The sequence below is a fragment of the Bacillus sp. AFS073361 genome (assembly GCF_002567005.1).
Classification (GTDB): Bacteria; Bacillota; Bacilli; order Bacillales; family Cytobacillaceae; genus Neobacillus.
The window spans coordinates 17,666-39,057 of sequence record NZ_NUZU01000002.1 but is presented as its reverse complement, the minus strand read 5'-3'; the positions used below and the strand labels follow the sequence as shown (position 1 = coordinate 39,057).

23 protein-coding genes and 1 riboswitch are annotated in these 21,392 nt (G+C 37.9%); of the genes, 14 read left to right on the top strand and 9 right to left on the bottom strand.

Going from position 1 to position 21,392, the window contains the following annotated elements; all coding sequences use genetic code 11:
- Positions 1-210: 210 nt before the first annotated feature.
- A complete protein-coding gene (locus COJ96_RS01000; RefSeq protein WP_098571145.1) occupies positions 211-2,769 on the bottom strand; it encodes a vitamin B12-dependent ribonucleotide reductase in 2,559 nt (852 codons plus the stop codon).
- 329 nt (positions 2,770-3,098) lie between these two features.
- Entirely contained in the window at positions 3,099-3,935 is an 837-nt protein-coding gene (locus COJ96_RS00995) for a lipoate--protein ligase family protein (protein WP_098571144.1), read from the bottom strand.
- Between the two features lie 192 nt (positions 3,936-4,127).
- On the opposite strand from COJ96_RS00995, the gene COJ96_RS00990 reads away from it, so the two are divergent.
- Positions 4,128-4,511, top strand: coding sequence for a rhodanese-like domain-containing protein (locus COJ96_RS00990; RefSeq protein WP_098571143.1), 384 nt, complete (start codon positions 4,128-4,130; stop codon positions 4,509-4,511).
- Positions 4,512-4,603: 92 nt separating this feature from the next.
- Here the strand turns inward: COJ96_RS00990 and gcvPB are convergent, their stop codons facing one another.
- The 3 genes from gcvPB to gcvT are packed head-to-tail and all read right to left on the bottom strand — an operon-like array spanning position 4,604 to position 8,528.
- Complete coding sequence (gene gcvPB / locus COJ96_RS00985; RefSeq protein ID WP_098571142.1) at positions 4,604-6,064, bottom strand: aminomethyl-transferring glycine dehydrogenase subunit GcvPB; 1,461 nt, start codon at positions 6,062-6,064, stop codon at positions 4,604-4,606.
- Complete coding sequence (gene gcvPA / locus COJ96_RS00980) at positions 6,057-7,403, bottom strand: aminomethyl-transferring glycine dehydrogenase subunit GcvPA (protein WP_098571141.1); 1,347 nt, start codon at positions 7,401-7,403, stop codon at positions 6,057-6,059. The genes gcvPB and gcvPA overlap by 8 nt, the downstream gene beginning before the upstream one ends.
- A gap of 18 nt (positions 7,404-7,421) precedes the next feature.
- Positions 7,422-8,528: a glycine cleavage system aminomethyltransferase GcvT gene (gcvT, locus tag COJ96_RS00975; RefSeq protein ID WP_098571140.1), complete on the bottom strand. Its 1,107-nt coding sequence runs from the start codon at positions 8,526-8,528 to the stop codon at positions 7,422-7,424.
- Positions 8,529-8,700: 172 nt separating this feature from the next.
- A riboswitch (glycine riboswitch) is annotated at positions 8,701-8,788 on the bottom strand.
- 174 nt (positions 8,789-8,962) lie between these two features.
- On the opposite strand from gcvT, the gene COJ96_RS00970 reads away from it, so the two are divergent.
- From COJ96_RS00970 to COJ96_RS00915, 12 genes are all read left to right on the top strand, one after another.
- The gene (locus COJ96_RS00970; protein WP_098571139.1) at positions 8,963-10,651 is read left to right on the top strand and encodes a DEAD/DEAH box helicase; all 1,689 of its coding nucleotides are present in this window, start codon (positions 8,963-8,965) and stop codon (positions 10,649-10,651) included.
- Complete coding sequence (locus COJ96_RS00965) at positions 10,629-11,420, top strand: YqhG family protein (protein ID WP_098571138.1); 792 nt, start codon at positions 10,629-10,631, stop codon at positions 11,418-11,420. The genes COJ96_RS00970 and COJ96_RS00965 overlap by 23 nt, the downstream gene beginning before the upstream one ends.
- A gap of 343 nt (positions 11,421-11,763) precedes the next feature.
- Positions 11,764-12,846, top strand: a complete 1,083-nt coding sequence (gene comGA / locus COJ96_RS00960) for a competence type IV pilus ATPase ComGA (RefSeq protein WP_098571137.1) — start codon at positions 11,764-11,766, stop codon at positions 12,844-12,846.
- On the top strand, positions 12,833-13,864 hold the full coding sequence (gene comGB, locus COJ96_RS00955; protein ID WP_098571136.1) for a competence type IV pilus assembly protein ComGB: 1,032 nt from the start codon (positions 12,833-12,835) through the stop codon (positions 13,862-13,864). The genes comGA and comGB overlap by 14 nt, the downstream gene beginning before the upstream one ends.
- Before the next feature lie 21 nt (positions 13,865-13,885).
- The gene (gene comGC, locus COJ96_RS00950) at positions 13,886-14,197 is read left to right on the top strand and encodes a competence type IV pilus major pilin ComGC (RefSeq protein ID WP_098571135.1); all 312 of its coding nucleotides are present in this window, start codon (positions 13,886-13,888) and stop codon (positions 14,195-14,197) included.
- Between the two features lie 6 nt (positions 14,198-14,203).
- Positions 14,204-14,644, top strand: coding sequence for a competence type IV pilus minor pilin ComGD (gene comGD, locus COJ96_RS00945; RefSeq protein WP_098571134.1), 441 nt, complete (start codon positions 14,204-14,206; stop codon positions 14,642-14,644).
- The gene (locus COJ96_RS00940; RefSeq protein WP_098571133.1) at positions 14,628-14,966 is read left to right on the top strand and encodes a hypothetical protein; all 339 of its coding nucleotides are present in this window, start codon (positions 14,628-14,630) and stop codon (positions 14,964-14,966) included. The genes comGD and COJ96_RS00940 overlap by 17 nt, the downstream gene beginning before the upstream one ends.
- Complete coding sequence (gene comGF / locus COJ96_RS00935) at positions 14,914-15,390, top strand: competence type IV pilus minor pilin ComGF (RefSeq protein WP_257148368.1); 477 nt, start codon at positions 14,914-14,916, stop codon at positions 15,388-15,390. Before COJ96_RS00940 ends, comGF begins: the two co-directional genes overlap by 53 nt.
- Positions 15,387-15,773, top strand: a complete 387-nt coding sequence (gene comGG / locus COJ96_RS00930) for a competence type IV pilus minor pilin ComGG (protein WP_098571131.1) — start codon at positions 15,387-15,389, stop codon at positions 15,771-15,773. Before comGF ends, comGG begins: the two co-directional genes overlap by 4 nt.
- Before the next feature lie 49 nt (positions 15,774-15,822).
- Positions 15,823-16,008: a YqzE family protein gene (locus COJ96_RS00925; protein WP_026563593.1), complete on the top strand. Its 186-nt coding sequence runs from the start codon at positions 15,823-15,825 to the stop codon at positions 16,006-16,008.
- Positions 16,009-16,226: 218 nt separating this feature from the next.
- Positions 16,227-16,925: a helix-turn-helix transcriptional regulator gene (locus tag COJ96_RS00920; RefSeq protein WP_098571130.1), complete on the top strand. Its 699-nt coding sequence runs from the start codon at positions 16,227-16,229 to the stop codon at positions 16,923-16,925.
- Positions 16,926-17,008: 83 nt separating this feature from the next.
- The gene (locus COJ96_RS00915) at positions 17,009-17,251 is read left to right on the top strand and encodes a DUF2626 domain-containing protein (protein ID WP_088088969.1); all 243 of its coding nucleotides are present in this window, start codon (positions 17,009-17,011) and stop codon (positions 17,249-17,251) included.
- A gap of 44 nt (positions 17,252-17,295) precedes the next feature.
- On the opposite strand, the gene COJ96_RS00910 is transcribed toward COJ96_RS00915, so the two are convergent.
- Together COJ96_RS00910 and COJ96_RS00905 are read right to left on the bottom strand one after the other, a co-directional pair.
- The gene (locus COJ96_RS00910) at positions 17,296-18,387 is read right to left on the bottom strand and encodes a class I SAM-dependent methyltransferase (protein ID WP_098571129.1); all 1,092 of its coding nucleotides are present in this window, start codon (positions 18,385-18,387) and stop codon (positions 17,296-17,298) included.
- A 162-nt stretch (positions 18,388-18,549) separates the two neighbouring features.
- Positions 18,550-19,185: an MBL fold metallo-hydrolase gene (locus COJ96_RS00905; RefSeq protein WP_098571128.1), complete on the bottom strand. Its 636-nt coding sequence runs from the start codon at positions 19,183-19,185 to the stop codon at positions 18,550-18,552.
- A 214-nt stretch (positions 19,186-19,399) separates the two neighbouring features.
- On the opposite strand from COJ96_RS00905, the gene COJ96_RS00900 reads away from it, so the two are divergent.
- Complete coding sequence (locus tag COJ96_RS00900; protein WP_098571127.1) at positions 19,400-19,576, top strand: DUF2759 domain-containing protein; 177 nt, start codon at positions 19,400-19,402, stop codon at positions 19,574-19,576.
- Between the two features lie 96 nt (positions 19,577-19,672).
- Here COJ96_RS00900 and COJ96_RS00895 read toward each other — a convergent pair whose 3' ends face one another.
- Positions 19,673-19,990: an MTH1187 family thiamine-binding protein gene (locus COJ96_RS00895; RefSeq protein ID WP_098571126.1), complete on the bottom strand. Its 318-nt coding sequence runs from the start codon at positions 19,988-19,990 to the stop codon at positions 19,673-19,675.
- A gap of 91 nt (positions 19,991-20,081) precedes the next feature.
- The gene (locus tag COJ96_RS00890; RefSeq protein ID WP_098571125.1) at positions 20,082-21,227 is read right to left on the bottom strand and encodes a YqgU-like beta propeller domain-containing protein; all 1,146 of its coding nucleotides are present in this window, start codon (positions 21,225-21,227) and stop codon (positions 20,082-20,084) included.
- Between the last annotated feature and the right edge of the window lie 165 nt (positions 21,228-21,392).

Here is a 21,392-nt window from a genome sequence, read left to right as displayed (position 1 = left end):
CTGTGTGCTTCGATACTATTAATATACAAAAAAAGATTAACACCGAAGTAACAGCTTGATTACAGTTATATTACAAATTTCGACTTTATTCTAAAAATTCTAGTAAATATTCATTTAAATTGTCGTAAATTTCATATTAATTATCAGATTTATCTACATTTATCACGCAAAAAAATGGGGGAAACTCTTCCCCCATTAATTACTCACAAATTATAAACCACATTTCAATTGGGCTCCGCAGTTGGTACACGTGTTGCAGCCGCCCATTTCTTTTACCTTACCGGTACGGCACACCGGGCATGTATTTCCTACTTCTGATCCGATGGTCACACTTGTTGAACGAAGTTCACTGATTGTATCAACAAGGACCACATGCTGTTTTGGTTGTTCATTAAAAATGGATAATTGTTCATTGGTGTTTTCTTCTGCTTTCAGTGTTAGTACCTGTGAATCACGTGAGCCATCAACATAAACAGTTCCACCTTTTGCTCCGCCACGATATAAACGCTGGTATACTCTTTCAACCTGTTCTACGCTATACCCTTTTGGTGCATTGACCGTTTTACTAATGGAGCTGTCGATCCAGCGCTGGATGACACATTGAACATCTGCATGTGCTTCTGTTGTAAGTTCCATCGCAGTAACAAACCAATGTGGAAGATTGTTTTCATCCGCTTCAGGGTGCTTATCAAGGTATTCTTTCACGATGTCCGCTTTGACTTCGATAAATTTACCAAGACGTCCGCTGCGGAAGTAAGAGAATGAGAAATAAGGCTCTAAGCCCGTGGAGACTCCAACCATTGTTCCAGTGGATCCCGTGGGAGCAACCGTAAGTAAATGAGAGTTCCTAATTCCACTTTCTAAAATAGATTGGCGGATATCTTCAGGCATTTTCTTCATATACCCTGTATCGATGAAAGCTTGACGTAATCGATTAGTTTCACCTGTTGTTTTCCCAGTTAAGAATGGGAAACTTCCTTTTTCTTTCGCCAATTCAATTGAAGTTCTGTATGCAGTAGTTGCAATTACTTCAAAAACTTGATCGACTAGTTCGTTTCCTTCTGGTGATCCATACTTTGTTTCACAATAAATCAGCATGTCATGCAAGCCCATTACTCCAAGCCCTACACGTCGCTCACCAAGTGCCTGCTTTTTATTTTCTTCAAGAAAGTATGGTGTTGCATTGATGACATTATCCTGCATCCGAACTCCTACGGCTACTGTTCGCTTAAGCTTTTCAAAATCGACCGTCTTTGTTTCTTTATCAGCCATTTCCGCCAAGTTGACTGCTGCAAGGTTACAGACGGAAAATGGTGCAAGTGGTTGTTCCCCACATGGGTTTGTTGCAACTACCTGTTGGCCATATGCTTTTGCATTGGTCATGTCGTTGGCATTGTCGATAAAAAATATTCCTGGTTCTGCTGAGTAGGTAGCACAAATATTGATAAGGTTCCATAGTTCTTTTGCTTTGAACTTTTTGTACACCCGTACTTTATGTCCAAGTTTTTCCCACTCGCGGACATCTCCCACTTTATGCCATTCTTCATTATAAATCTTCATTTCTTCTTGATCATAGTGTTCAACATAAGGGAAGCGCAGTTCGTAATCACTATCGTTTTCAACAGCTTCCATAAATTCCTTTGTTAAACAAACAGAAATATTTGCACCAGTAAGGAACTCAGAATTGTGTACTGTGTAGTTACCACCGGTTAATAATTTCTCTTCTGCATCAGCAATGATTTTTTCATCAAATCCACCAAAACCTTGAATGTTTTTATAATTTACAATTCCTTGGTACATTGCAGTTTCACTTAGAGTTAGAGGGGTAAACTTTAACTTATCTTTTGCAAGTTTTTTTATCGTATCATCATTTGTATTTTCAATTAAGAATCGTAGAATTCTAGGATTTTGCATCTTAGAGATAATAAATTCAATAATGTCTGGATGCCAGTCAGCTAACATGATCATCTGAGCTCCACGTCTTGATCCACCCTGCTCAACCAAATGTGTCAACTTCGCAATATCATCCAACCATGAAACCGAACCAGATGATTTACCATTTACGCCTCTGGCCAGTGTATTACGCGGTCTCAATGTTGAGCCATTTGTACCAACTCCGCCGCCACGGCTCATAATCTCCATCACCTGCTTACGATGGTCAGAGATACCTTCACGTGAGTCTGGGACAAAAGGCATAACATAGCAATTGAAGTAAGTAACATCGGTATCTGCCCCAGCACCGTAAAGAACGCGGCCTGCTGGAATGAAGTTCATGTTTACAAGTTCTTGATAAAACCGTTCTGTCCATTCTCTTCGCTTCTCTTCCGTTTCTTCGACAGCAGCCAGACCAGTAGCATTACGCTTCGCAATTTGCTCGTAGAAAAGCTCTAACGGCTTTTCAATCACATCTAATGACCTAATAATCACACCTGTGCTAGCTTCTTCAGGATCATCGAGTACACCTCTAAACTCCTCTTCCACTAAAACTTTTGCTTTTTTCTTTTCCCAATCGATTTCCTGGATATAGCCAAGGCCGCGTGCTGGAAATTTCGGATCTTCTTTTATAGTTAAAACAACGAAGTCGTCGTTAGAAAGGGTAATTTTTGCAGTGTCTTTAAAGGTATAGCGGTCCAACATTACCAAACGAGAAACACCTTTGTGAGTTATTTTCATATCTGGGGTAACTGGATGCACCTGGGGGAATAAGCGGATATCCTCATTCAACCTTTCAAAATCAATATTCATTGTATGTCTAAAAACTACAGACATGAGAACAACTCCTTCATGTTAATATCTACCTATTGTGCTAAATCTAGCAGTATTGCGCTATATCTAGTTGGTTTGTATTTTTAGGTTATCATAGGCACCTAGAATAAATCAACTAAATATCAATATATAGTACCGAAAATATTTTCGACACCACTATATATTGTAAATCAAACAAACAAGATTCTTTTTGTCAAACTCAAAAAATAATATAATTAATAGTAATCAATAGCAATAATAAGATTTTCGTCATAAATCAGGAAAATTCAACAAAATTCGCAGGTTGCTTATTTTGCTTAAATAACAAAGAAGCGACGTGTCGCCGCTTCCAATTATCTCTTGTAATTCCATTCATCATTCTCATAGCGATCTTTTGCAATCTTATTAACGTAGGCTAGCTCTTGTTCATTTAATTGATAAGGCTCTAGTTCAACATTTAGACCTTCCGCAAAGCCCTTATAAAAAGCTTCCTTTGCTTCCTCAAGAGAAATTCTCCTAGGACTAATAGCGTTGATAGCAACCGCTTTATCCTTAAAGGCTTTCCTCATTCGTTCCTTTACCCTTTCACTAGGATATTTAAATAAACTAAATAATTTATCCTCATCTAAATCTAACAATATGGATCCATGCTGTAATATGACTCCCTTTTGCCGTGTTTGTGCACTGCCAGCTACCTTTCTGCCTTCGACCACAAGCTCATACCAACTTGGGGCATCAAAGCAAACAGCAGATCGAGGGTTTTTCAATGCATCTCTTTCCTCCGCTGTTTTTGGGACAGCAAAGTATGCCTCAAGTCCTAAATGGTGAAATCCTTTTAAAATACCTTCAGATATCACACGATAGGCTTCTGTCACTGAATTTGGCATTTCTGGATGGTCTTCAGAAACGATTACACTGTACGTAAGCTCATGTTCATGAAGTACTCCACGGCCGCCTGTAGGTCTCCTGACAAAACCTAATTGATGAGCCTTAACCGCCTCCATATCAATTTCCTTTTCCACTTTTTGAAAATATCCTACTGACAAGGTTGCTGGGTTCCAGCCATAGAATCGAATCACTGGAGGAATTTTTCCCTCACTATGCCAATCGAGCAGCGCCTCATCTAAAGCCATATTAAAAGATGGTGAACTATTTCCAGTATCAATAAAACGCCAAACTTCTTTTTTCATTATAATGACCTCATTTTTTATATTATTACGAGTTTAAGTCTACCAAAATCTGATATAGATTCAAAATAAGATGTTTCTGCTATAATTAATTTAGGAAGTTTTGAAAAGATTTTTTAGCATTCATCTTTATCTTTATGAGATTGGCTTATATAATAAACTAGTGCAGGAAAGCTTGAAAGGAGCAAAAAGAAATTGAGTTCACTTTATCCCTTATTAATTATCATTGCAGCAGTTATCATCTATTCCGTTTTCACCTATTTCTATCAGAAAAGAATTGTTAAAACGGTAACAGAAGAAGAATTCCGTGCGGGATACAGAAAGGCACAACTAATAGATGTTCGTGAAGCAAACGAATTCGAAGGCGGCCATATTTTAGGATCACGTAATATCCCCATGTCACAAATGAAAATGCGCATGAAAGAAATTCGACCTGATATGCCGGTATATTTATACTGCCAAAGTGGGATGCGCAGCGCCCGTGCAGCACAATTCTTACACCGAAAAGGTTACCGGGACCTAACCCAACTACAAGGCGGGTTTAAAAAATGGTCTGGTAAAGTTAAAACGAAGAAATAATGAGATAAACAAGGTTCCGTATTTCGGGGCCTTTTTTATTTTGAAAAATAGAGAAGGTCAGATTCCATTTTCGAATCTGACCTTTCTAATATTTAAGCTTTTTGATATTTTAAGACTGGCTTACGAGCAGCTTTTGTTTCATCCATACGGCCGACCACAGTTGTATGTGGGGCTTCTTGAACGATTTCTGGATTTTCCTCAGCTTCTTTAGCAATTTGGATCATAATATCGATGAATGAATCTAATGTCTCTTTTGATTCGGTTTCTGTCGGTTCAATCATGATACATTCTTCTACATTCAACGGGAAGTAGATGGTTGGCGGATGATAGCCAAAATCGAGCAGTCGTTTCGCGATATCCAATGTACGAACACCTAGTTTCTTCTGGCGTCTGCCACTTAGGACAAATTCATGCTTACAATGACGATCAAATGGCAAATCATAAAATTCAGCAAGCCTTCTCATCATGTAGTTCGCGTTTAATACAGCATACTCTGTTACTGCTTTTAATCCATCCGGACCCATCGAGCGAATATATGTGTACGCACGAACATTAATGCCAAAGTTTCCGTAATATGGCTTCACACGACCAATTGACAGTGGGCGATCATAATCAAGAACAAACTCATCGCCTTGTTTTGTGATAATTGGTTTAGGCAGGAACGGAATCAAATCTGCTTTGACACCGACTGGGCCAGAACCAGGACCACCGCCACCGTGTGGGCCTGTAAACGTTTTATGAAGGTTTAAGTGAACCACATCAAACCCCATATCTCCCGGACGTGCTTTTGAAAGAACCGCATTTAAGTTAGCTCCATCATAATAAAGCTTTCCACCTGCTTCATGAACAATTTCAGCTAATTCAAGAATATTTTCTTCAAATAAACCAAGCGTATTCGGATTGGTTAACATTAGTGCTGCAGTATCCTCACCAACCACTCTTCTTAAATCTTCAAGGTCAACTAGACCATGTTCATTGGATTTAACGGTAATGGTTTCTAGACCTGCAATTGTTGCTGATGCTGGATTTGTCCCGTGTGCGGAATCAGGAACAATAACTTTTGTACGTTTCATATCACCGTTGGCTTCATGGTAAGCACGGATCATCATTAAACCGGTCCATTCCCCATGTGCTCCAGCTGCTGGCTGTAGAGTCACTTCATCCATCCCGGTAATTTCAATTAAATGCTCCTGCAAATCATATAAAAGTTCAAGTGCACCTTGTACAGAACTTTCATCTTGCAGCGGATGGACATGTGCAAAGCCGTTAAAGCGTGCTACATTTTCATTAATTTTTGGATTATATTTCATCGTACAAGAGCCGAGTGGATAAAATCCTGAATCAACACCATGATTTCTTTTTGATAGTGCCGTGTAGTGGCGCATAATATCAAGTTCTGAAACCTCAGGAAGTTCTGGCTCTTCCGTACGAATATAACCATCAGGAAGAAGTCCATTGAGATCTAGCTCTGGTACATCCATTTCTGGCAGACTATAACCGATGCGGCCTGGTGTGCTAAGTTCAAAAATGAGTGCCTGGTCTTGATTATGCATGGAAATCCCCCAATTCTTTCACTAGAGTATCAATTTCTTCCTTCGAGCGTTGTTCTGTTACAGCAATCAGCATATGGTTAACAAGATCTGGATAATCACGACCCAAATCATAGCCGCCAATAATTCCTTTTTGTAAAAGCTGTTGATTAATTTCTTTGACAGGTTTATTTAATTTTACAACGAATTCGTTGAATGAATGACCATCATATACCACTTCAAAGCCAGCTTCCTTAAATGCATTTTTTGCATAATGAGCCTTTTGTAAGTTGGCAGCCGCCATCTCACGTACACCCTTTTTACCTAAAGCTGTCATTGCCACAGATGCTGCAAGGGCATTTAATGCTTGGTTGGAACAAATATTTGATGTCGCCTTATCACGACGGATATGCTGTTCACGAGCTTGCAAGGTTAAAACAAACCCACGACGGCCTTGGTCATCTGTCGTCTGTCCAACAAGACGTCCAGGAACTTTTCTCATCAACTTAGTAGTAACTGCGAAATAGCCGCAATGAGGTCCGCCAAAAGCGGTTGGAATTCCAAATGGCTGGGCATCACCAATAACAATGTCAGCACCAAATTTACCTGGAGGTGTTAACACCCCAAGGGATAATGGATTGCTTGAAACTACAAACATGGACTTGTTTGCGTGGATAATTTCTTCCAGCTCTTTTAAAGGCTCGATTCGGCCAAAGAAGTTTGGATATTGGACAATAACAGCTGCAACATCCTCATTTACGAGCCCTTTTAATGCTTCTAGATCCGTAACTCCATCTTTCACAGGTACTTCGACCACATTGAGGTACTGACCCTTTGCATATGTTTTAAGAACATCGCGTGCTTCAGGATGTACGGCACTAGAGACTATAATTGTTTTTCTTTTTGTATGGCCCGCACTAAGCATTGCTGCTTCAGCAAGTGCTGTTCCGCCATCATACATAGAGGAATTGGCCACATCCATGCCAGTTAATTCACAAATCATCGTTTGAAATTCAAAGATTGCTTGAAGTTCACCTTGAGATATTTCTGGTTGATATGGTGTATAAGCTGTATAAAATTCTGATCTAGAAATAACATGGTCGACAATAACAGGCATGTAATGGTCATATACACCTGCACCAATAAAAGAAACATTTCTTTTTAGGTCAGCGTTCCTGCTAGCCATATTAAACAGTTCTTTCATTAAGGCTGTTTCAGACTTAGCTGCTTTGATATTGTATTCACCCTTAAATCTTACTTTTTCAGGGATATCGCTAAACAGTTCATCAATAGAGGAAACACCAATTGCCTCGAGCATAGCATTCTTATCTTGTTCAGTCATAGGTAAATAGCGATGTTTCATTAACCTAACTCCCTTCTGTTATTTCTTTTCTCTTTTATAAAAAGGTGTTGGAACGACAGTAGCCTTTAAGCGTTTACCGCGAATCTCCACTTCAACAACGGATTCAAGGCCTGTAAATTCCGAATTAATTAGAGCAAGACCAATATTTTTCTTTAAAGTTGGTGATTGAGTGCCTGTTGTAACCTCACCAATTAACTGATCCCCACTATATACTGGGTATCCATGACGTGGAATCCCACGATCAATCATTTCAATTCCTACCAATTTTCTTGGTAAGCCCTTTTCCTTTTGTTGGATTAATGCTTCTTTCCCAATAAAATCAACTTCCTTGGATAATTTCACGGCAAAGCCAATCCCTGCTTCTAGTGGTGAAATTTCTGCAGAAAGTTCTTGGCCATAAAGTGCTAATACTGCTTCAAAACGCAGTGTATCGCGGGCACCTAATCCAACAGGAATTACTCCGTCTTCCTTACCTGCTGCTAAAATATCTTTCCAAAGATCAACTGCATCCTCTGCATCACAATATACTTCAAAACCATCTTCACCGGTATATCCTGTTCTTGATACTAAGGATTTTTTCCCATTAAGGATTACTTCTTGCTGGAATTTGAAAAAACCAATCCCACTCAAATCCGTATTCCTAGCGAGCTTTTGCAGTACTTTTTCTGCAAGTGGTCCTTGAAGGGCAAGCTGCGCTGTTTTTTCTGATAAGTTTTCTAAAGTAACATCTCCAGTTACATGGTCTTCAAGCCACTTATAATCTTTTTCAATATTTGATGCATTAACAACTAACAGGTAATGATTGTCCTCAATTTTATATACAAGCAGGTCATCGACAGTACCGCCATTTTCATAACACATGGCCGTGTACTGGGCACCGCCATTTTTAATTTTTGAAATGTCATTTGTCATCATTTTTTGTAAAAAATCCAAGCTATTCTTGCCTTTTACTTCCACTTCACCCATATGGGAAACATCAAATAATCCTGCACGTGTGCGAACAGCTTCATGCTCTTCTTTAATGCTGGAAAATTGAACTGGCAGCTCCCAACCACCGAAATCAATGGTTTTTCCTCCCCATTCCTTATACACATCAAAAAGCGGAGTTCGTTTTAATTCAGACATTCTTAATCCCCCTTCAATCTTTGGCACATACTATTCTTAGGATAACCATAAAAAAGGACAGAAACCTCCCATGTAAAATTAGGAAGGTCTCTGTCCTTGCACCTGAAAGTTTACCTTTAAAGGCTTTCCCCTTTGGTGGCTGTAAATGTCTAATCAGCACTCTCCAGAGCTGCGTCAAACAAGAGTTCTTTTGCCTGAGAGATTCACATTTCTGCTTGCTCCTTCGGCGCTACAAAGGTAGTCTCTCCCCTTGTTATCATTCGCATTATAATATTATCCAAATTGGTCATACTAATTATACTTATAAAATAAATTACTTTATTAAAATATTTAAAACATTCAAGACTATAATCATCCTACCATTAAAATAATACATTGGGCAATAATTTTATTTGAAAGAATAAAGCTGGAAATTGAAAAAAGGAGTTGACACCATGTCGATCGAAATTGAATTTGATTCCTCCTGGAAGGATGATTTTTTACATAGAATCGATAACGATGGTCCATGGGGGAATTGGGAGCTTTTTAAACTAGCAATTGGAGTAGAAAAACATCTCGTTGTTCCTGATTTCAACGGTTTATTGGCACCAAGTCATTTATCTAATTTAACCCCGCTTCCACACCAGCTCGAAACAGCGAAACAAGTAATTGAAAATATGAACGGCAAAGCTATCCTTGCTGATGAAGTTGGGCTCGGAAAAACAATTGAAGCTGGATTAATTCTAAAAGAATATATGATACGCGGATTGGTGAAAAAGGTATTAATCCTTGTCCCTGCTTCTTTAGTTACACAGTGGTCGACCGAGCTAAATAGCAAATTTTTCATTCCTGCTATATCACAAAGAAAAAGCTATGTGTGGGAACAGTGCGATGTCGTCGTATCCTCGATTGATACAGCAAAACGTAATCCACATCGCGACATTATCTACCAACAAGACTATGATCTCATCATTATTGATGAAGCACATAAACTAAAAAATAACAAAACAAAAAACTACGAATTTGTTCAAAATCTGAAAAAGAAATTTTGTTTATTGTTGACGGCAACACCGATTCAGAACCGAATCGAGGAAATTTTTAATCTGGTTTCGTTATTAAAACCAGGACATTTAGGGAGCGAAACGGCATTCTATGAAAAATACAAGCGTGATGCACGATCCTTAAATGATGATGAACATTTAAAAGAATTAGTAAACAAGGTCATGATTCGGAACAGGCGGGCAGATACAGGAATCGAATGGACAAAACGGCATGTTGAGACGATTCCAATTGAATGTACCCCTGAGGAGAAAGATCTTTACGAGTCAATTACAGACTTAAAAGGCGAAGGGAATTGGGTACAAACTAGTTCATTCTCAGTCATGACGTTGCAGCGTGAGGCATGCAGCAGCAGAGAGGCCGTTTTTTATACATTAAAGAATATGCTGCAAAAAAAGGAAAATCCAACTCCAGCTTTCGAAGAACAAATTCAATATTTAATGAAAAAGGTCGAAGCTGTTCAGAAAAATTCCAAAGCGGAAAAAGCATTAGAGTTAATTCAAAAGGTAAATGATAAAGTGATTATTTTCACAGAATATCGAGCCACTCAAATGTACTTACAATGGTATTTAAAACAGCATGGAATAACATCTGTCCCTTTTCGCGGCGGGTTTAAGCGCGGGAAAAAGGACTGGATGAGAGAATTATTTCAAAAGCATGCACAAGTTCTAATTGCGACAGAAGCGGGCGGCGAAGGAATTAATCTTCAATTTTGCAACCATATTATTAATTTCGATTTGCCATGGAATCCAATGCGGCTAGAACAGCGGATTGGTCGTATTCATCGTCTTGGGCAGGAAAAAGATGTCATGATTTATAACTTTGCAATAAAAAACACGGTCGAGGAGCATATCTTAAAGCTTCTTTATGAAAAAATCCATTTATTCGAAAAAGTAATCGGCGAACTGGACGATATTTTAACAAAGTTGGAATTTGGCAATATTGAAGACCACTTAATAGATATATTCGGACAATCCTCTACTGAAGGGGAAATGCGCATAAAAATGGAAAACTTATCATCAATGATTGAATTTGCAGAATCGATGAAGAAAGGAGATTCCCATGCAGCAGCAGGAAATTCATAACTTTCTATTGACCTATTTTCAGGCTAATGATTGTGAAATTGTGGAGAATGGCCCTGGATATTTAATGGTTCAGTTAACAGTGGAACTTGACAAGGAATTAATGAACCGCCCTTTTTACTGGCATTATTTAGAAAAAACAGGCGGGATTCCAAATCCGATGAGGCTAACCTTTATCACGAATCAAGATGCAGCTCCTGAGAATATAAAAGGGGAAATCATTCATTTTGGTTCTCCTCGTCTACATCAAATTTTTGCTTCAACTAAGAAACTAGCCAGCTATATGCGGCTTTACGAAAATCATCGACATCAGAACAAGCAGACCCCCTTGCTGCCATGGCTATGTATGAATGTTAAAATCTCTTATCAATGTGATCGAAAGCGTGATATTTTTAAGTCCATCGGTTTACAACTCATAAACGGAACAATGGTCGAAGATTTCCATGACAGGCTTCTGCAAATACCGTTAACACCGAAAATTCCGGATTATTCCTTTACCTTATCACCATTAGTGAGGCCGCAGAGTGGGATGTCAAGGATAGAAGCGTATCTAACTTCCGAAATTGAGAAAGATGACCACTCCTGGGCTGAAGACTCAAGAAAACGGTGGGAGCAGGATTTACGACTCTTAAACCATTTTTATGAAGATGTCGAAGAAGAAAATGAAAACTTCGAAACGGAAAAACTAGCCCTAAAAGAGCAATACGAACCAAAAATATCCATATCCTTCATCAACGGAGGCCTCTTCTATCTAACCGACAAAGCCATATAAAGACACAAAATGAGGGTGGCAGTCACCATGTGAAAATTCCACATGGTGACTGCCACCCTTAAAATATTTTGCTGAAAAAATAAAAATATTTTTTGAAAATAAAGAAGGATAAGCAGGAACGCTGTCGAATATTATCAAAAGAAAAGGCTCTGTTAGGAAATAATGGTTATTTTGGCACCCTGTTGCTTGGAGCGGAAGGCGCGAGACTCCTGCGGGAGNNGGGGAGACCCCGCAGGCGCTAAAAGCGCCGAGGAGGCTCTCCGCAACGCCCGCGGAAAGCGAAGCGACTGGAGCGGAAATCAACAGGAATGTTTAACAGAGCCAAAGAAAAATAATAAAGGCGGTGGTACCTATTGTTAGCGCGATAGAAATCTTAGCAAATCGAATTATTGCCGATGCGGCACGGAACCAGGCAACAGATATTCACATTATTCCAAGGAAGAATGACACACTCATTCAACTACGATTAACCAACAAACTCATTCCCCGACTATCCCTTCCTAAAGACGAATGCGACAGATTAATTTCACATTTTAAATTCACAGCCAATATGGATATCGGTGAAAGAAGACGGCCACAAAGCGGAGCATTTTTTTGTGAAGTTGGCGGACAATTAATGGGTTTAAGACTATCCACGCTTCCTTCTAATAACAGAGAGAGCCTTGTCATCCGGCTGCTCCCACAGCAAGAACAAATCCCTTTTCACCAACTCTCACTATTCCCGTCAATGACACGAAAACTACTCGCCCTTCTCAAACATGCTCATGGACTTATCATTTTCACCGGGCCAACTGGCAGCGGCAAAACAACTACACTTTATTCCCTTTTAAATGAAACTGCCCACCTATTTCACCGCAATGTCATCACGCTCGAGGATCCCATCGAAAAAAACTATGACTCCGTCCTGCAAATCCAGGTCAATGAAAAAGCAGGCGTAACATATGCGGCTGGTCTAAAGGCAATTCTGCGTCATGACCCAGACATTATTATGGTCGGTGAAATTCGCGATGCTGAGACGGCAAAAATCGCAGTAAGAGCTGCCTTAACAGGCCATCTTGTCCTCTCCACAATGCATACTCGCGACGCAAAGGGGGCAGTTTATCGCCTGCGAGAGTTTGGTGTGAATTGGTTAGAAGTTGAACAGACACTGATTGCCATTACCGCACAAAGATTGGTGGAACTCTCGTGCCCTTTTTGCGAGGGGGATTGCACACCTATTTGCTATTCCTATAGCAGATGGAAACGCGCAAGTGTGTTTGAACTATTATCAGGAAGAAATTTACACGGGGTAATGAAGGCAGCCCAAGGTGATAAAATAAATACGCGTTACCGCACCTTAAAAGATGTAATAAACAAAGGTATTGCCCTTGGTTATATTCAAGAATCTGAATACGAGCGATTGGTGTATGATGATGAATCGTCATAAATGGACAGTGAATGAACAAGCAAATTTCTTGAGAAGAACTGGTGAACTTTTGGCAAGGGGATATCCAATTGCACTTGCAATTGAATCCATAGCATTACAATTACCCTCAAAACGAAAGGAGGAACTTAATGATTGTTTAGAAGAATTGAAAAAAGGTCTACCATTTCATGTTGCACTAAATAATCTTGGCTTCCAAAAAGATTTAGTCGGTTATGTCTATTTTGCCGAACAACATGGCTGCTTTGCTGATGCTCTGCTGGAGGGAAGTGAACTTGCATTACTTAAAGATAAAGATTTACACAAGCTTCTAAAACTGCTTCAGTATCCGGCTTTGCTCATTGTCATTACAGGAATTCTATTTATTTTCGTCGAAAATACATTACTCCCAAGGTTCACAAGTCTTTTTTCTTCCCTTGGTCTAGAAGCAAATTTTTTTATGAATGTCGTTTACGCTTTCGATCGTTATTTTCCAATCGTGATCGGCATCTTGCTTTTTACTCTATCATTGGGAGCAATGTATTATTTGCTGATATTTCGAAAGCTCACCGTCCTAAAACAAAGGGCACATCTAGTTCGCATCCCAATTGTTGGCAGGATCCTCAAATTACTATTCACTCACTACTTTTCCATTCAACTAAGCTTCTTACTTTCCGGTGGATTATCGGTTTCTGAAGCACTACTACTTTTTGAACAGAATCTCAGACATCCTTTTTACAGTCACTTAGCTGCTGCAATTAAAAGTAAGCTAATTACCGGAGAAAGATTAGAGTCAATTTTGGCAACGATGTCATACTTCGAAAAAGAATTTCCGATGATTGTAAAACATGGACAAGAGAATGGAAAGTTGGAGCAGGAACTGCTATTTTTCAGCAAGCACTGTATCACAAACATGGAAGAAATGATTCAAAAACGCTTAGCAACTATTCAACCTATTCTTTACATCATTATTGGATTTCTTGTCGTGTCAATGTATTTAGCTATACTTTTACCCATGTTTCACCTGCTTGATGGTATTTAAAAAAATTGGAGGTTAGTTAGAATGATAAAAAATGAAAAAGGTTTTACATTAATAGAAATGATGATTGTTATGCTTGTAATCTCAGTACTGTTAATTATTACAATTCCTAACGTTGCAAAACATAATTCAAATATCAACAATAAAGGCTGTGAGGCCTACGTGAAAATGGTCCAGGCTCAAGTTCAAGCATATGAAATGGACAAAAACAAAATCCCCACAATTGCGGAACTAAAATCAGAAGGATATTTAAAGGAAGACGCAAAAGGTTGTCCGAATGGGAATACGGTTGCAATAGACGTTGATGGCAATGTATCTTCAACTGAAAGTAACTAATCCCCAATGAAAAACGATCAAAACGGCTTCACTTTAATTGAGTCCCTGTTAGTTCTCTCCATCTTCATGATTATCTCCTCAATTACAGTTTTCTCCTTAAAACCGCAGCACTCAGTCCTGGAGGATGAGGCCTTTTTAACCCAATTAAAAGCAGACCTATATTATTCACAACAATATGCTATATCTCATCAACATGAAGTATCCGTTGTTATTCTTCCAACGCAGTATAAGTATTACATGTTATTGAGGACCGACCAGCCGCCAATCCTCGTACGAAATTATTCAAGAAATATTTATCTTGCTGAAGCTTCCATACCCTTATATTTCAAATTCCTAAACGATGGAAATGTGAACCAGTTTGGTACCTTTCTCATCCAAACCAAAAATAAAACCTATCAAATGACCCTGTTAATCGGAAAGGGACGGTTTTATGTTAAGGAGTTCTAAAGGCTATTTTCTGCTTGAGCTTCTACTTTCCTTATCAGCATTGTTCATAATTAGTTTGTTTTTACTGCCATTATTGACCGAACTAAGAGAACAATCCCGGAAATTGGAATTAGAAAATATGTCTAGACAGTTGATGTACGAAGAATTACAAGCGAATTTAGTCAGTAACCAGGGAACATCAAATTCCACTTCTATTCAAAATGGAATTGAATTTCAAATCATATGGAAGGACAGTGAGATGGCAGGACAAAAGGAGGTGTGTGTGAGAGTTGAAAAAAATTCGTTCCTTCCTGAAGTTGAAGTTTGCGGGCTGCTTGAATGACGATGCCTTTACACTCATTGAAGTGCTTATTTCTTTTTCTATTTTCACAACAATTATTTTTTTTATGACACCCTTATTCCAAATAATTCTTAATCATAAGGATACGGAGGCTTCTTTACAAGCTATGGAGTGGGATGTATTTTCGAGCCAAATTAAAAAGGAGATTCGGCTTTCCAGTCGTGCAGAGGTGATCTCGAATCGCTTAATTCTAACAAAAGATGCGGAAACCATTCAGTATGAAAAATACGGAACGAACCTTAGGCGCCGTGTAAATTCAACTGGTCATGAAATACTCCTCCAAAATGTTTCACAGCATTCGTTCACTCTCTTAAATAATGCCGTCAAAATCGATGTAACGGACCTAAGGGGAAGAAAAAATTCAGTTATTGCTTTCTCAATGGGAAATTGGCTGAATGTCCCATGAAAAATAATGAGAGTGGCTTCACATACCCACTAACTTTGTGCCTTCTAATCATTTTTTTATTATTTCTTTCGAGCCGAATTGAAGTATTTTTATCTGAAAGAAAAATTGCTCACGAAACGAATACCATCATGCTCGAGGAGTATTATTTCCTCTCATCAGTAAAAAAGATTGAATCGATTTATCAAAAGACTGGCATACTGCCTGCCAAAGGGACGGTGCCGTATGTAAAGGGAGACATGGATTACCAAGCTGAAACACCCATAGGGTATATTCAAAAGGTCAATTTTACATTGCACCTCAATACTGATGGTATAACAGTTAACGGAAGGGGATATTTTGATACGCGGACCAAACGATTATCCAAGTGGCTTGAATTGAAATAACTAAATATGGGCATACTTGTTCATGAAATTTAAAGGCAGGTGTATGTCCATGAAAACCAATGATTATGTAAAATTCATGACTCAAACGATTGTAAAATATGCAGATCAACCAAAGGATGAAAGGAAGCGTCTTCGTACCGAACGAAAAGAAACAAAAGCTTCTTTCTGGTATCGTTGGTTCGGTATACTTCCTTACATTCTCTATTTTGAAGTTAAAAAAAGGCGAAGAATGTAGCTTCTCTAAATGCCTTATTTTTTCAAAAAATGATAATTTTACTGTTGACAAATGATTTTATAACCTAAAATTGCTATCTTTTAACACATTGTTACAATATAAAGTCGCAAATTGTGAACATTTTCTAAACATACTGTGTTAACATTGTTAACCTCATTCCCATGTTAGAAGGGCTGTATTATAATGGAATAAATTATGGGGGTCCGAGGTGAACTATGATGGAACAAACATTAAAGATAACAAACGTTTTATCAGATCCAACGCGGTACTATATTTATCAATACATTACCAAACGTCATCAAGAAGTAACAGTACAAGAAGTGGCAGAAAACTTTAATATTCACCCAAATGTTGCACGATTACATTTATCAAAACTTGAAGATGTGAACATGTTAGTGTCTGAAACTAAGAAAACTGGTAAAGGCGGCAGACCGAGTAGATTGTATCGTCTCTCAGATGATGTAATACAATTGCATTTCCCATTTCGTGACTACATGCTCTTATCTAAAGTTGCATTCCAAACCATGATTTCACTTGGCGAGATTGGTAAAAAAGCACTTTTCCATACTGGAAAGCGTTTCGGCGCAGAGCTGATTGAACAAGAAAAGGCAAAAAGGGCGTTTGGAGAGGAATTAGAATTTGACCAAAAGCTCACAATATTAAAAAGTGCGGCAACGCTTGCTGGTTTTTATCCTGAATTTGAAGCAAATGGCGATAAAACAAAAATCTATTTCCAAATTTTCAATTGCCCTTTCAAAGAAGTGGCAGAAGATCATTCTGAAACAGTTTGCAGTATGCACCATGAATTCTTAAAAGGAATGTTTGGAGCACTTTTTGAATCAGTTGAGTTAATTGAAAAAGATAATATTATTTCTGGTTGTGAAACTTGTTCTTATCAAGCGCTTGTAACAAACTAAATCGAAACCATTATTTACATTGTACCTCCTTTTACTTTATAATATTGTAATGATGGGATCGAAGGGTAAAAGGAGGGATACATATGGATCGCATGTTCAGAGTTTGTGGTTTCTGGACGGGCATTTTTACAGTAATGTTTTATCTTGGTGATATGGATAAGACGGCAATGTTATTCTTAGCCCAAACAGGTTTTTTCGTTCTGCTTAGCTATCTAAAACTATCCGAGCGCATGTATTTGTGGGTATTCGGAGCTTATTTAACAGTTTTCTTCGCAGGGTTCACTTATTGGACAACGTTCATGATGGTGCCTGGTGCAGGACATTAAGTAACCATTAGAAAAAAACGCCGGAAAATTCCGGCGTTTTTTCTTTATTCGCTGAAGAAATCACTCCATTTTAATTTTAGCTCTTTTTGCTGGATAACCACATGAAAATAGGAACTAATTCCTGAAGGCATAATCAAACTGCGAATCGCTCGATTCCGTTTGCTTACCTCTGAAAAGGGATTGGGATCGTAATGGTTTGCTAATTCTTTCAGAATACCTGCCTGTAATAAAAACTCATCCTGCCTTAGCTTTGAAACAAGTTCTAAGTTTTCCTGTTCCCCTTTTTGAATTAGATAATCAAAATGGATATGAGTGGTAATGTCCATTTCACCAGGGTTTTGCAAGATATCATCAATCATCTGATGCTGATAATAACCTCTCAAACTCCCCTTTACCCTTCTAGGGTCCATCCACTCTTCATTTGTATAACCATAATCAGCTGTTACTACAATCCCTTTTATCAATGCACGGGAGATTCCCTTTATCATCTCCACCATGGCTAACGGGACCTCCAACCGCTGCTTTTCCTTTAATTCAATCTGGCTTTCCTTTAAAAACAATTTGATATCAGTATTGGTTAAAGGTACCTTTTGTTCATACAGTTCATTATTTCGAATCCCTATCATAACTTCATGCAGTTCCTGATTTTCTTTTTCAATGACATGAACTGGTAATGCATCAAAGAGTTCGTTTGAAAAAATCATTCCTTCAAATGCGTTAACTTCGTTGATGTTCTCCACTTGAACAATGGGAAAATCATCCATTAACAATTCCCGTTGCAGTTTTCGATGAAAAGGGCTGCTTTCAACAATAATATATGTTAAAGGCGTTTGAATCCTTTCTTTCCATTCCTGTAAAAACGCTTTGGCAAATCGTCCATTTCCAGCACCTATTTCACAAAATACAGGGTCAAGTTGTGAATTGGTGCATACGTGAGAAAACCAAGTTGCCATCATTCTTCCATATATATCAGAAATATTACTTGTTGTAATGAAATCACCTTGCCGCCCAATTTTTTGTTTATCCTTCATATAATAGCCAAATTCAGGATGATACAATGCTGAGCCAATGTATTTTTCATAGGAAATTAATTCATTGGGAGAAGTTGAAATTAATGTTCTAAAAAATGTGTCCATATATACTCCTTTTCAAATAAACACTATTGACACAGTGAAAACTTTATAATATTGTAAGGATAGTAGCTTAAACTTTATCCCCTCCCATATTAGAATAGAATATCCCCCAGAAAAACCCTTCTCATTTCGGAGAGGGTTTTTCTATATCGTCTCCCCTAATTGCTAAAATCCATTCAAAAATGGATTACTATCCATTTCTGCACCAATGGTTGTCACAGGTCCATGACCAGATAATACATACGTATCCTCAGGTAATACAAGCAGTTTATCGTGGATACTTTTTAATAACTGTGATGCGTTCCCTTCCATTAGGTCTGTACGGCCAATACTGCCTTGAAAAAGGGCATCTCCAGAGATAACAAAGCCTTGCTCTTCAAAATAACAAGAGATACTTCCTGGTGAATGACCAGGAGTATGAAAAATGCTAAATTCAAATTCGCCAATTTTCATAACACCTTCATTATTAATAATCTGATCAGCGGGATTGACTCTTATTGAATCCTGAATCATAAAAAATTGTGAACCATTTCGCGCAGGATCACCAAGCCAGTTTTCTTCCTTTTTATGAAGATATACTGGAATTTTATAAAAGTCCCTTACTTCATCGACACCTCCGATATGATCAAAATGTGCATGAGTTAGAATAATAGCAAGAGGTTTCAGTTTTCTATTATTCAACAACTGAATGAGCTTCTTCCCTTCACCGCCGGGATCAAAAATTAAACATGCTCGGTCAGAATTTTCTACGATGTAACAGTTAGTTTGAAGTGCCCCCAATGGAATTTGCTGCCATTTCATATTTTCGTACCTCCAATTGAATTTGCGATATCATTATTTTACACTAAGTATTAAGCAGAGAGAAAGAATACAAATTCACCCGAGTTCTTTTTTGCTCTCGACAAACGAAAGAAAAAAATATAAAATAAGAAACGAATGTAAATAATATAGGTACATAATTTTCTTAAATTTGTTTGATGTATGCCTGCTTATCATAATAAAAGGGGGGTTTTCCATGGGTTTAGTAATAATTTTTGCTCTTGTAACCATTCTTGCTGCTTTCGGTGGACTTTCAGCACTTAAGAAAAAAAATTTCTTAGCTGCATTTTGGGGTGTAGCTTCATTTGTGGTTTTCGGCTGGTTTACAGTAATGACCATCATTAATTCTGGATTTCCAACAGGAACTCACTAAGAATTTTAAAAGACTGCCAACCGGCAGTCTTTTAATTTTACCTGGAGTGAAATTGTCCTCGACGCACAATATTACTTTTTTGTAATCTCCTTGAATTTAGTCCTCATTTAAAAGGCTAGTAACCCGGTCTACTTTATATTCCATGCTTCGCTTGACATCTCTTCTGTCATCAATACGAATCGTCGTAGCGACCCGATGGATTCCTTCAGAGAAGGGTACCTCGTGCATTTCTTGGATAACTTCAAATAGGATGGGAAGCTCACCTTCGATAATGGTATTCATTGGTGTTAATTGAAAACGTATTTTCCCTTCGTCTTGATATTTTCTCAAAACCTTTTGAACACTTGCTACATATTTACTTACACTAGGAGTTTCTGTTCCAATTGGAATAACAGTTACATCTACAATAGCCATGACTGAATACCTGCCTCTTTTAATTTTTGATTCAACGTGATTTTATCATAACAGAAGATAAAATAAAAAAATGACACTGTGTATCCTGGTGTCATTCTTTTATCAATTCATATATTTTCTTATGATTAAGATCAATAATTTTTTCAAACCGATTCCCATACAAAAGTGCCCCACCTGTAGGTGACAGTATCAATGGCTCATTTTCTAATCCTTCCATTATTAGCTCGCTGCGGCCATTTTTAATATTATAATTTAGAAGCTGGAAACCCTCTGAATAAGCATCCGATTCTCCGCTTGATAGGGGTCTTAAGGTTGTAAATTGTCCTTTTTCTTTATTATAGTCATAAAAAGGAACTAACCAATCTGAATACTTTGTTAATTGCGGCATTGAAAAAGTAGATAGTTTACGCAGGTCTTTATCATAAAATGAATAACTGGACATGGATTGGTCTTGTTCATTTATGGTGACTGTCATGGTTAAGTCAGGAAATGCAGAAAAATGAATAACTGAAGAAAACAACTTCTTCTCCATTCCAGTATCTAAATTTCTACTATTAAGCGGTGCAAATAACGATGGCTGATCCACATTCCAACTAATCCAAGCTATCTGATTCGAAGCTATCCACTTCATAAAAGGCTGAGGCACATCAAGTTCGGTTGTGGTTGATTGTTCCAAATCCAGTAATAGCACTTGAAAACTCCAATCCTCAGCGAATTTTGTTACTAAGACCCGAGATTCATTATATGGATTCCATTCAAATGCTAATTCATAGGATGGAAAATCCTTTTTAAAGATTACGTTTCCTTTCGTATCAATTATTGTAACTAATCCTTCAGCATTTGTTTTCGAAGCATGGATAAGAATACTTTTTCGGGATGGACTAATTTGTACATTGATAATGGGATATTCACTTTTATAAATTAATTCACTTTTACCTGTAAAGAGTTCGTAGCGGTATATACTTGAAGTTTGTTCTAGATTCGTAATATAGAGGATTTGTTTCTCAGAAAGCCAGCCGGCGAGTTTGGAAAATTCACCTTCAGGGATCGAAATTGGTAATTTCCACTTATCTTCTGAAGCATTGGTAACAAGAGAATTAGTTTTTCCATGTTTAGCAGGAACTTTTTGTTTTACTTGCTCGTTTTGAGCGCATGCACCTAAGATGAGGACGGGTATAAATAAATAGAAGATCAGAAACATTGGATATTTACTATTATTCCTTTTCAAAGTATTCAATACTTCCTCCTCTCTTATTCTCTCTCATAAATAAGTACGTTTTTTAAACTATATTGTTTCAATATTATAACAAATTTTTCAAAACAGGAAAAAAGCCATAATCATCTATTACAAGTATTACAGAAAGTAATAAAGGAAAAGCCACATATCTGCGGATTTTCCTTT

Excerpts from the sequence above, each read along its gene's own strand:
- COJ96_RS01000 (WP_098571145.1), bottom strand. The coding sequence starts at position 2,769 with ATGTCTGTAGTTTTTAGACATACAATGAATATTGATTTTGAAAGGTTG.
- COJ96_RS00995 (WP_098571144.1), bottom strand. The coding sequence starts at position 3,935 with ATGAAAAAAGAAGTTTGGCGTTTTATTGATACTGGAAATAGTTCACCA.
- gcvPB (WP_098571142.1), bottom strand. The coding sequence starts at position 6,064 with ATGCATAATCAAGACCAGGCACTCATTTTTGAACTTAGCACACCAGGC.
- gcvPA (WP_098571141.1), bottom strand. The coding sequence starts at position 7,403 with ATGAAACATCGCTATTTACCTATGACTGAACAAGATAAGAATGCTATG.
- gcvT (WP_098571140.1), bottom strand. The coding sequence starts at position 8,528 with ATGTCTGAATTAAAACGAACTCCGCTTTTTGATGTGTATAAGGAATGG.
- COJ96_RS00970 (WP_098571139.1), top strand. The coding sequence starts at position 8,963 with ATGTCGATCGAAATTGAATTTGATTCCTCCTGGAAGGATGATTTTTTA.
- COJ96_RS00965 (WP_098571138.1), top strand. The coding sequence starts at position 10,629 with ATGCAGCAGCAGGAAATTCATAACTTTCTATTGACCTATTTTCAGGCT.
- comGB (WP_098571136.1), top strand. The coding sequence starts at position 12,833 with ATGAATCGTCATAAATGGACAGTGAATGAACAAGCAAATTTCTTGAGA.
- comGC (WP_098571135.1), top strand. The coding sequence starts at position 13,886 with ATGATAAAAAATGAAAAAGGTTTTACATTAATAGAAATGATGATTGTT.
- comGD (WP_098571134.1), top strand. The coding sequence starts at position 14,204 with ATGAAAAACGATCAAAACGGCTTCACTTTAATTGAGTCCCTGTTAGTT.
- COJ96_RS00940 (WP_098571133.1), top strand. The coding sequence starts at position 14,628 with ATGTTAAGGAGTTCTAAAGGCTATTTTCTGCTTGAGCTTCTACTTTCC.
- comGG (WP_098571131.1), top strand. The coding sequence starts at position 15,387 with ATGAAAAATAATGAGAGTGGCTTCACATACCCACTAACTTTGTGCCTT.
- COJ96_RS00925 (WP_026563593.1), top strand. The coding sequence starts at position 15,823 with ATGAAAACCAATGATTATGTAAAATTCATGACTCAAACGATTGTAAAA.
- COJ96_RS00920 (WP_098571130.1), top strand. The coding sequence starts at position 16,227 with ATGGAACAAACATTAAAGATAACAAACGTTTTATCAGATCCAACGCGG.
- COJ96_RS00915 (WP_088088969.1), top strand. The coding sequence starts at position 17,009 with ATGGATCGCATGTTCAGAGTTTGTGGTTTCTGGACGGGCATTTTTACA.
- COJ96_RS00910 (WP_098571129.1), bottom strand. The coding sequence starts at position 18,387 with ATGGACACATTTTTTAGAACATTAATTTCAACTTCTCCCAATGAATTA.
- COJ96_RS00905 (WP_098571128.1), bottom strand. The coding sequence starts at position 19,185 with ATGAAATGGCAGCAAATTCCATTGGGGGCACTTCAAACTAACTGTTAC.
- COJ96_RS00900 (WP_098571127.1), top strand. The coding sequence starts at position 19,400 with ATGGGTTTAGTAATAATTTTTGCTCTTGTAACCATTCTTGCTGCTTTC.
- COJ96_RS00895 (WP_098571126.1), bottom strand. The coding sequence starts at position 19,990 with ATGGCTATTGTAGATGTAACTGTTATTCCAATTGGAACAGAAACTCCT.